The following is a 9649-nucleotide window of genomic DNA, read 5'->3' as shown; positions in this document are numbered from 1 at the left end:
TGTTAACAGATTGAGCAAAATTCACAATACAATCATTATTAGTCTATATTTTAGTCACTAACACCCAACAGAAAAGAAAACATATTTAACCAATCATCTCTATTTCAATAAATTTCAGAATTTTATTTTTCACAATAATTCTCCCAATTACTTCTTTTTAATAGTAAAATTCCCTTTTTACTATCAAAAAGAAAAATACTATTTCTTCTTCTCAAGTTCCTGAAGACTTTCCATCTTCTTTGTCTCAAGGAACTCGTATATTCCGCACAGATGTTCTTTAACCTTCTTATTACCGAACTCATAAACTTTGGTAACAAGCCCATCGAGGAAGTCACGGTCGTGGGATACTACAATCAGAGTTCCGTCAAAATCCATGAGAGCCTGTTTCAATATATCCTTGGTCTTCATATCAAGGTGGTTGGTAGGCTCATCGAGGATGAGCAGATTCACAGGCTCAAGCAGAAGTTTGATCATAGCCAGACGGGTACGTTCACCACCGGACAAGACCTTGACTTTCTTCATTGACTCTTCCGGACCACCAAACATAAATGCGCCAAGCAGGTCTCTAATTTTGTTCCTGATTTCGCCTTTAGCCACATCGTCTATAGTCTGGAACACTGTAAGATTTTCGTCAAGAAGCGAAGCCTGGTTCTGTGCGAAGTATCCTATCTGTACGTTATGACCGAGAGTAAGTGTACCTTCGTGGTCTATCTCGTTCATTATACATTTCACGAGAGTTGACTTACCTTCACCGTTCTTACCTACGAAAGCCACTTTATCGCCACGTTCTATCGTAAGACTGGCATTACGGAACACCACATGATCACCATATGTCTTTCCTACTCCATCCATTATCACTGGATAGCTTCCACTGCGTGGTGAAGGCGGGAATTTAAGCCTCAACGCCGAGGTATCTTCTTCGTCAACCTCGATCAGCTCTAGTTTCTCAAGCATCTTCACACGGCTTTGAACCTGAAGTGTCTTACTGTATGTACCTTTGAAACGCTCGATGAAATCCTTAGTTTCCTGAATCATCTTCTGCTGTTCCTCGTACTGCTTCATCTGCTGTTCGCGACGTTCCTTACGGAGAACAAGATACTGGGAGTAGTTCACCTTATAGTCGTATATGCGTCCCATAGTCACTTCTATGGTGCGTGTAGTGATATTATCGACAAACTTACGGTCGTGGCTAATAACGATAACAGCCTTCGCACTGTTGATAAGGAACTCCTCAAGCCACTGGATAGACTCGATGTCAAGATGGTTTGTAGGCTCGTCGAGCAACAATACGTCAGGGTTCTGAAGAAGAAGTTTTGCCAGCTCGATACGCATACGCCAACCACCGCTGAAATCGCTTGTAGGACGGTTGAAGTCTTCTCTCATAAAACCAAGACCGAGAAGTGCCTTTTCCACGTCTTCCTCAAAATGAGTCATGTCTATGGCATAGAACTTCTCGCTCATGGCAGCCACTTTCTCTATGAGAGCCATGTATGAATCGCTTTCATAGTCAGTTCTTGTAGCCAGTTCGTTATTCATTGCCTCTATCTCCTTTTCCATCTCCTGAAGGTGGGCGAAAGCCTGTGACGCTTCTTCGAACACAGTCCTGCCGTCTTCAGTCATAAGATGCTGAGGAAGATAAGCCACAACACAATCTTTAGGTGTAGTGACTTTTCCACGTGTAGGCTGTCTTACTCCAGCCAGAATTTTCAGGAGTGTAGACTTACCTGCTCCGTTTTTCCCCATCAAGGCTATACGGTCTTTCTCATTGATCTGAAAACTAATGTCACTAAACAAGGTGGTACCGCCAAATTCAACGGTCAATCCATCTACTGAAATCATATAATTAAAAATTTTTAGTTTGTGAGTTTATAAGTTTTTGAGTTGAACTTCAATTACAAAATAAATTGGCAAGCAGACGGGGATATTGTCCTTATCCACTTGCCAACACACATTTCATATAAAATTATGTTATGCCATAAGCAATATAAGTAACTGGGCCGTAAGAATACGCAAGAACATACTCAACGGATATACAGTAGAATATCCTACAGCAGGAGCATCATTGCTTGACACCTGATTTGCATATGCCAATGCTGGTGGGTCTGTATTACTACCGGCGATAAGTCCCATTAGAGTATAATAGTTGAGTTTATGTCTCCATCTTGCAACTATACCCATTATAATAAGAGGTATAATAGTAATAAGGAAACCTATACCTACATAAAGAAGACCGTCGCCTTCTACCACTGTCTGTACGAAACTTCCGCCCGCCTTTATTCCTACACTGGCAAGGAACAATGCCAAACCAACCTCACGAAGCATCAGATTGGCACTCATGGTAGTATAAGTCACAAGTTTCACTTTATGTCCGAAGCGGCCTATGAGAATTGAAATGATAAGCGGACCACCGGCAAGACCCAACTTGATAGGTGTAGGTATTCCCGGAATAGCCAACGGAAGGCTACCGAACAGGATACCGCAAAGGATACCAACAAAGATTGTTACTATATTTGGATGGTCAAGACGCTTCAACTGATTACCAAGCAAACCAGCCACACGGTCCACTGCATCCTGAGGACCAACTACCATCACACGGTCACCAACCTGAAGAGTCAATTGTCGAGATGCAAACAAGTCCATACCGGAACGGTTTACACGAGTTACGTTCACACCATACATACTGCTGAAATGTAACTCACCAAGTGTCTTACCATTGATATTTGACTGAGTGACAAGAATACGGCGGGAAACCATCGGTTTGTCAGTTTTTCCCTGATCTTCCCAATTTACATTCTGAACCTCAGGACCAATAAATGCAATAATAGCCTCTGAGTCATCTTCAGCACATACGATAAACATTTTGTCATTCAGTTCAAGCACCGTATTGGCATTAGGAATATACACACAACCGTCGCTCTTCATGATTCGTGAACATACGAAATCACGTGCAAGGAAATTACGAACCTGTAAAACGGTTTTACCCAACAAAGCTTCATTGTGTACTTCAAGATTAAGGAAGAAAGGTTTCAGATGCGGATTTGCTTCCTCACCGCGCTTGATTTCTTCCTCTTCCTTGTTCAAATCTATTCTGCAAATAAAACGGATAAGAATCATAGAAAGAATAATACCCATAACGCCCAACGGATAAGCACAGGCATAACCCATCGCTATCTGCGGACCATTATAGTTAATCTGAGTAAGCGCCTCGTTTGCGGCACCAAGACCAGGAGTATTGGTAACTGCACCACACAGGATACCGACCATCATAGGTACGTCTACCCTGCCCTGAAGCACAAAATACATGATTAATGCCACAGTAATGTTCAAAGCAACAATACCTACGGCAATCATGTTCATAGCCACACCGCCTTTCTTAAAAGAAGAGAAGAAAGATGGTCCAACCTGAAGACCGATACAGAACACAAACAATATTAATCCGAAGTCTTGCACGAAATTAAGAATGGAAGTATTACCGGTAAATCCGAAATGGCCTACCAGAATACCAACGAACAAGACAAATGTAACCCCCAGCGATATGCCGAAGATTTTAATCTTTCCCAATAACACACCCACTGCTATAACAAAGGCATAAAGAGCAACTATGTGGGCTATGGAATTAGGATTGAATAACAAATCACTTAACCAATTCATAGTTTATTTAAATAACACATAAATAATTTCCGACAAAAGTAGTTAAAAAAATAATAAGGTGTAGAATTATAAGACCCAAAAGTATTCGTAAATGAAAGTTTTTTTGCCATATAGACTTTACAATACTATAAACTTTAGTCTTGTTTTATAAAATAAATGTTTACACACAGTGTATTTCATGAAAGAAAATGCCGGAGATTGCAATAAATTTGTATCTTTGCCTTGATTGGTACTGGGAAACATAAAGTACAAATATTATATATAACCTATTTACATAAACCTTATTAACTATGGCAGATAGTAAAGAAAAACTCTTTTCCGATTTCCCTTCCGTCAGTACACAGGAATGGATGGATAAGATTACAGTTGACCTTAAAGGCGCTGATTTTGAAAAGAAGTTGGTATGGAAAACCAACGAAGGATTTAAAGTAAAACCATTCTATCGTAAAGAAGACCTTGAAGGACTGAAAACAACTGAAGGACTCCCTGGAGAATTCCCATTCGTAAGAGGTATAAAGAAAGACGACAACACCTGGTTCGTACGTCAGGACATCAACGTGACAGACCCGGCTGAAGCTAATGCCAAAGCTTTGGATTTGCTGAATAAAGGTGTTGACTCATTAGGTTTTAAAGTAAAGGCATCAGAACTCAGTGCTGAATATATCAAGACTTTATTGAAGGATATTTGCTGCGAATGCGTAGAGCTGAACTTCTCTACATGTCAGGGACACACAGTAGAACTCGCAGAATTGCTCGTAGCATATTTCAAGGAAAAAGGATATGACCCTAAAAGCTTGCAGGGTTCTGTCAACTTCGACCCTATCAGCAAGATGCTCGGCAAGGGCAAAGACAAGAGCATGCTTATCGCAAAAGCTAAAAAGCTTATTGAGACATTGGCTGAATTCCCTAAATTCCGCTGCATAGCAGTCAATTGTGTTGACCTTAACAATGCCGGTGCATATATCTATCAGGAACTGGGATATGCACTCTCTTGGGGTAATGAATATCTGAACCAGATGGTAGAAGCCGGCGTTCCTGCCGCTCTCGCCGCTAAGAAAATAAAATTCAACTTCGGTATCAGCTCAAACTATTTCATGGAAATCGCAAAATTCCGTGCTGCCCGTATGCTTTGGGCTAACATCGTAAAAGAATATAATCCTCAGTGCCCTCGCACAGACTGTTCCAACACTGGTGCTGACGGAACTTGTTACTGCGCTTGCAAGATGGTTGCACATGCTGAAACATCCAAATTCAACCTTACACTTTTCGATGCTCATGTAAATCTGCTCCGTACTCAGACTGAAGCCATGAGTGCCGCTCTGGCAGGTGTAAACTCTATCACAGTCACTCCTTTCGACAGTGTTTACGAAACTCCTAACGAATTCTCTGAACGTCTGGCACGCAACCAGCAGTTATTGCTTAAGGAAGAATCTCACCTCAACCGTATAGTTGACCCTGCTGCCGGTTCATATTATATCGAGAACCTGACTGCTTCTATAGCTCAGCAGGCATGGAATCTGTTCTTAGCTACTGAAGACGAAGGCGGTTTCCTTGCTGCTGTAAAGGCTAACAAGGTACAGGAAACTGTAAATGCCAGCAACAAGGCTCGCCATGAGGCAGTTTCAAAACGCAAAGAGATACTCCTCGGTACAAACCAGTATCCTAACTTCTCTGAAATGGCAGGCGAAAAGACTCCTGAAGAATGCAAATGTAACTGCGGATGCAGCCACGGAACAGAAGAAACTCCTTATATGGCTCTTGACAAGTCACGCGCGGCAAGCGAATTCGAAGCTCTCCGTCTGCAGACAGAACACTCAGGCAAGCGTCCTAAAGCATTCATGCTCACTATCGGCAATCTTGCCATGCGTCAGGCCCGTGCACAGTTCTCTTGCAACTTCCTTGCATGTGCCGGATATGAAGTTATCGACAACCTCGGCTTTGCTACAGTAGAAGAAGGTGTGGAAGCTGCAATGAAGGCTAATGCTGACATCGTAGTGATGTGTTCAAGCGATGACGAATATGCAGAATACGCAATCCCTGCATTCAAGGCACTGGACGGACGCGCAATGTATATCGTGGCAGGTGCTCCGGCATGCATGGACGATCTTAAGGCAGCAGGTATTGAGAACTTCATCCACGTTCGCTGCAACGTATTGGAAACTTTAAAAGAGTATAACGAAAAGTTAGGAATTAAATAACTATGAAACCGAATTTCAAAAACATCGATATATATGCCGGATTCCAGCCTAAGAACGGCATGGAATGGCAGAAAGCCAATGGCATCGAAGCCAATTGGAGAACACCGGAACAGATTCAGGTAAAACCGGTCTATACAAAAGAAGACCTTGAAGGAATGGAACATCTGGACTACGTAGCAGGTATCCCTCCTTATCTTCGCGGTCCTTACTCAATGATGTACACTTTCCGTCCTTGGACAATCCGCCAGTATGCAGGATTCTCTACAGCAGAAGAGTCAAACGCATTCTATCGCCGTAACCTTGCATCAGGACAGAAAGGTCTTTCAGTAGCATTCGACCTTCCTACTCACCGCGGTTATGACCCTGACCATCCACGTGTAGTGGGCGACGTGGGTAAAGCCGGAGTATCTATCTGCTCGCTAGAAAACATGAAGGTTCTGTTCGACGGTATTCCATTGAACAAGATGTCCGTATCAATGACTATGAACGGTGCGGTACTTCCTGTAATGGCCTTCTATATCAATGCCGGACTTGAACAGGGTGCGAAACTTGAAGAAATGGCAGGTACAATCCAGAACGATATCCTTAAGGAGTTCATGGTGCGTAACACATATATCTACCCACCAGCATTCTCTATGAAGATTATCTCTGACATCTTCGAATATACTTCACAGAAGATGCCTAAGTTCAACTCTATCTCTATCTCTGGTTACCACATGCAGGAAGCAGGTGCTACAGCAGATATCGAGTTGGCTTACACACTTGCCGACGGTCTTGAATATCTCCGTGCCGGTGTAGCAGCAGGTATCGACATTGACGCATTCGCTCCTCGCCTCTCATTCTTCTGGGCTATCGGTATGAACCATTTCATGGAAATTGCGAAGATGCGTGCCGCTCGTATGCTTTGGGCCAAGATTGTAAAACAGTTCAATCCTAAGAATCCTAAGTCATTGGCATTGCGTACTCACTCACAGACTTCAGGATGGTCGCTCACAGAACAGGACCCATTCAACAACGTAGGCCGTACTTGTATAGAAGCTATGGCTGCTGCGCTTGGTCACACTCAGTCACTGCATACAAATGCGCTTGACGAAGCAATCGCACTTCCAACAGACTTCTCTGCACGTATCGCACGTAACACTCAGATTTATATCCAGGAAGAAACTCAGATATGCAAGAACGTTGACCCATGGGGCGGTTCTTACTATGTTGAGGCTCTTACAAACGAACTTGCTCACAAAGCTTGGGAACACATTCAGGAAATCGAACGTTTGGGCGGTATGGCCAAGGCTATCGAAACAGGTATTCCTAAGATGCGTATCGAAGAAGCTGCAGCCCGCACTCAGGCACGTATCGACTCTGGCGAACAGACTATCGTTGGTACAAACAAATACCGTCTTGAAAAAGAAGACCCAATCGATATCCTTGAAGTCGATAACACAGCCGTTCGTCAGGAACAGATTGAAAACCTCCGCCGCTTGAAGGAAGGCCGTAACCAGGCTGAAGTGGACAAGGCTCTTGCAGCAATCACAGAATGCGTGAAGACAGGTAAGGGCAACTTGCTTGAACTTGCAGTAGAGGCAGCACGAGTTCGCGCTACATTGGGAGAAATCTCAGATGCTTGCGAAGTGGTAGTAGGACGTTATAAAGCAATAATCAGAACAATATCAGGCGTGTATTCATCAGAAAGTAAGAAAGATGCAGATTTCGCAAGAGCTTGCGAACTGACAGAAGAATTTGCGAAGAAAGAAGGTCGCCGCCCACGTGTAATGATTGCCAAGATGGGTCAGGACGGACACGACCGTGGTGCAAAAGTTGTAGCGACAGGTTTCGCCGACTGTGGTTTCGACGTTGATATGGGACCATTGTTCCAGACTCCGGAAGAAGCAGCACGCGATGCAGTAGAAAACGACGTTCATGCAGTAGGTGTTTCTTCACTTGCGGCTGGTCATAAGACTCTTATCCCACAAATTATCGCCGAACTGAAGAAACTTGGCCGCGAAGATATCCTTGTATTTGCAGGTGGTGTAATCCCTGCTCAGGACTATGACTTCCTCTATAAGGCAGGCGTTATGGCTATCTTCGGTCCTGGTACATCTGTAGCAAAATCTGCTTGCCAGGTTATGGAGCTGTTGATGGAAACTGAAGAGTAATATATTATAAGTTAGACAATAAATTATCCGGTCTTTAAATGCTGCTTAAACGGTGTTTAAAGACCGGATTTTTAACAATAAAACAATTTGAGATTATTATTTATTTCCCTCTTTTATCCAATTAATATTTCTTCCTAGTGAATCAGGAGTTATACAAATTCGTGAAAATGAACATTGAAAAAGGAAATTTGCAGCCTCATCTTCTTTTCCATTATAATTTATAACTCTCAGATTTCTACTCTCTCCAAACGGTAAGCATATACATAACCAATATTCATCGCATTCTATATTTTTGCAATAATCCTTATATTTCTTCTCTTTTTTCTCAATACAAAATTTGATGTCATCCCAATTAACGGGAATGCAACGAGATATACTGTTAAAATATACGACATTACAACAAGGACTTTTTGATACTCTGATTCTTCCAATATAATTTCTTTCACGCAAAGGCATTGTATTATGATACCATGACTTTAATAAATCTTCCAATTCATTACATATTTCCTGCACGGAGCTTCTTTTCTTTGCCATAGGATATTTTCGATCAATTAAAATATTTAATCCTTCGTCCTGTGTTATAGACATTAGAAACTTGTTTTTCTTAAACTCATCACATATTCTCTTTTCAAAATTCTCTCGTTCCGCCTCATTCTTCTTTTTACATTCCATTACAGAAGGACGGCATTCAATAACCTCTATTCCAATAGATTTATCGTTATTGGAAAAAACAAAATCCGGGCTTTCCTTAGAATATTTATCATCACAAGTCTCCTGGTCTATGTTAAGTTGAAGACATTCATTAATCAAAGGAATACAATTTTTTATGGCATTCCATTCCTTCTTTTTTTTGTATTGCTGTAGTTCTTCTTTGGAACTATTTTGGTCAAACATAAGTGTTAAAAATAAATTTATAATGTGTCGTTTTTTAGTATATCTTAGACTGTTCAGATTTAATTTCACGTAACCATTCATCAGAATGGGTTATTTTTATCAGTTTCTTTATACCGGTAATCTTGCCATACTTTATCTTATTCCCAAGTGTTTCCCTTTTATTTACCAACCCAGAAGAAAAGTAGTCAGCTAAAGACCTGACAGACATTTCTAAATCTTTGCTGTCGCATATAAACAAATATGTAGCTCTATTTTCTTCAGTATTTTCGTAAGCCAATAATGTTTCTTTATCAGCTGTAGCTATCGTAAAAATAAAAGCATCTTCTTCTGCCATAATCAAGTCGCTATTAACTCTATTCTCAAGGCAGTAGTATATTTTATAGTCATCAAGATGTAACTGGCATAATGAATCCAAGAATTCAGATTTTTTATTATTTATGTAGTTTCTAACTTCACTCTGTGTGTATTCATGTTTTAATAATTTTTCTCTCTCTGACTTATGTATGTCTTCTGATATATGAGCAACATTCTCAGTGTGTCTTTTCAATACATCTAATGTATCGTTTATGCTTTCTACACTTGACGGTTCTATCCCAACTATAATATCATCCTGAAATACAGCTTTAATAGTAAGCATTCAGTAAACCCCGTCAGAACTCAGTCTTGATTCTTTATATTTTTGTACCCATAACCAATATTGTACAAAAATGAAGAATATGACATTAGACCAATTCAAGCAGACATACGAAGACT

At 41.2% G+C, this 9649-nt stretch carries 6 protein-coding genes; 2 read left to right on the top strand and 4 right to left on the bottom strand.

Annotated features, from left to right (window positions below):
• Positions 1-198: 198 nt before the first annotated feature.
• Positions 199-1839, bottom strand: a complete 1641-nt coding sequence (locus I6E24_RS13840; protein ID WP_235329125.1) for an ABC-F family ATP-binding cassette domain-containing protein — start codon at positions 1837-1839, stop codon at positions 199-201.
• Between the two features lie 129 nt (positions 1840-1968).
• On the bottom strand, positions 1969-3651 hold the full coding sequence (locus I6E24_RS13835; protein WP_235329124.1) for a putative transporter: 1683 nt from the start codon (positions 3649-3651) through the stop codon (positions 1969-1971).
• A gap of 290 nt (positions 3652-3941) precedes the next feature.
• Here I6E24_RS13835 and mutA point away from each other — a divergent pair, with 290 nt between their 5' ends.
• On the top strand, positions 3942-5849 hold the full coding sequence (gene mutA, locus I6E24_RS13830) for a methylmalonyl-CoA mutase small subunit (protein WP_235329123.1): 1908 nt from the start codon (positions 3942-3944) through the stop codon (positions 5847-5849).
• A gap of 2 nt (positions 5850-5851) precedes the next feature.
• Positions 5852-8002 (top strand): methylmalonyl-CoA mutase, encoded by a 2151-nt coding sequence (gene scpA, locus I6E24_RS13825; RefSeq protein WP_154043648.1) that lies wholly within the window; start codon positions 5852-5854, stop codon positions 8000-8002.
• 96 nt (positions 8003-8098) lie between these two features.
• Here scpA and I6E24_RS13820 read toward each other — a convergent pair whose 3' ends face one another.
• Both I6E24_RS13820 and I6E24_RS13815 read right to left on the bottom strand, forming a co-directional pair.
• Positions 8099-8896 carry a hypothetical protein gene (locus tag I6E24_RS13820; RefSeq protein ID WP_235329122.1) on the bottom strand — a complete coding sequence of 266 codons (798 nt, stop codon included), beginning with the start codon at positions 8894-8896 and terminating at the stop codon, positions 8099-8101.
• 34 nt (positions 8897-8930) lie between these two features.
• Positions 8931-9533: a hypothetical protein gene (locus I6E24_RS13815; RefSeq protein ID WP_235329121.1), complete on the bottom strand. Its 603-nt coding sequence runs from the start codon at positions 9531-9533 to the stop codon at positions 8931-8933.
• Positions 9534-9649 lie beyond the last annotated feature (116 nt).

The organism is Bacteroides caecigallinarum, from assembly GCF_021530995.1.
Lineage (GTDB): Bacteria > Bacteroidota > Bacteroidia > Bacteroidales > Bacteroidaceae > Phocaeicola > Phocaeicola faecigallinarum.
Note: the sequence above shows the minus strand (reverse complement) of the source record. Positions and strands in the feature narration are given on the sequence as shown.

What these genes read in the sequence shown, in the direction of transcription:
- I6E24_RS13840 (WP_235329125.1), bottom strand. Translation starts at nt 1,839, where the DNA reads ATGATTTCAGTAGATGGATTGACCGTTGAATTTGGCGGTACCACCTTG.
- I6E24_RS13835 (WP_235329124.1), bottom strand. Translation starts at nt 3,651, where the DNA reads ATGAATTGGTTAAGTGATTTGTTATTCAATCCTAATTCCATAGCCCAC.
- mutA (WP_235329123.1), top strand. Translation starts at nt 3,942, where the DNA reads ATGGCAGATAGTAAAGAAAAACTCTTTTCCGATTTCCCTTCCGTCAGT.
- scpA (WP_154043648.1), top strand. Translation starts at nt 5,852, where the DNA reads ATGAAACCGAATTTCAAAAACATCGATATATATGCCGGATTCCAGCCT.
- I6E24_RS13820 (WP_235329122.1), bottom strand. Translation starts at nt 8,896, where the DNA reads ATGTTTGACCAAAATAGTTCCAAAGAAGAACTACAGCAATACAAAAAA.
- I6E24_RS13815 (WP_235329121.1), bottom strand. Translation starts at nt 9,533, where the DNA reads ATGCTTACTATTAAAGCTGTATTTCAGGATGATATTATAGTTGGGATA.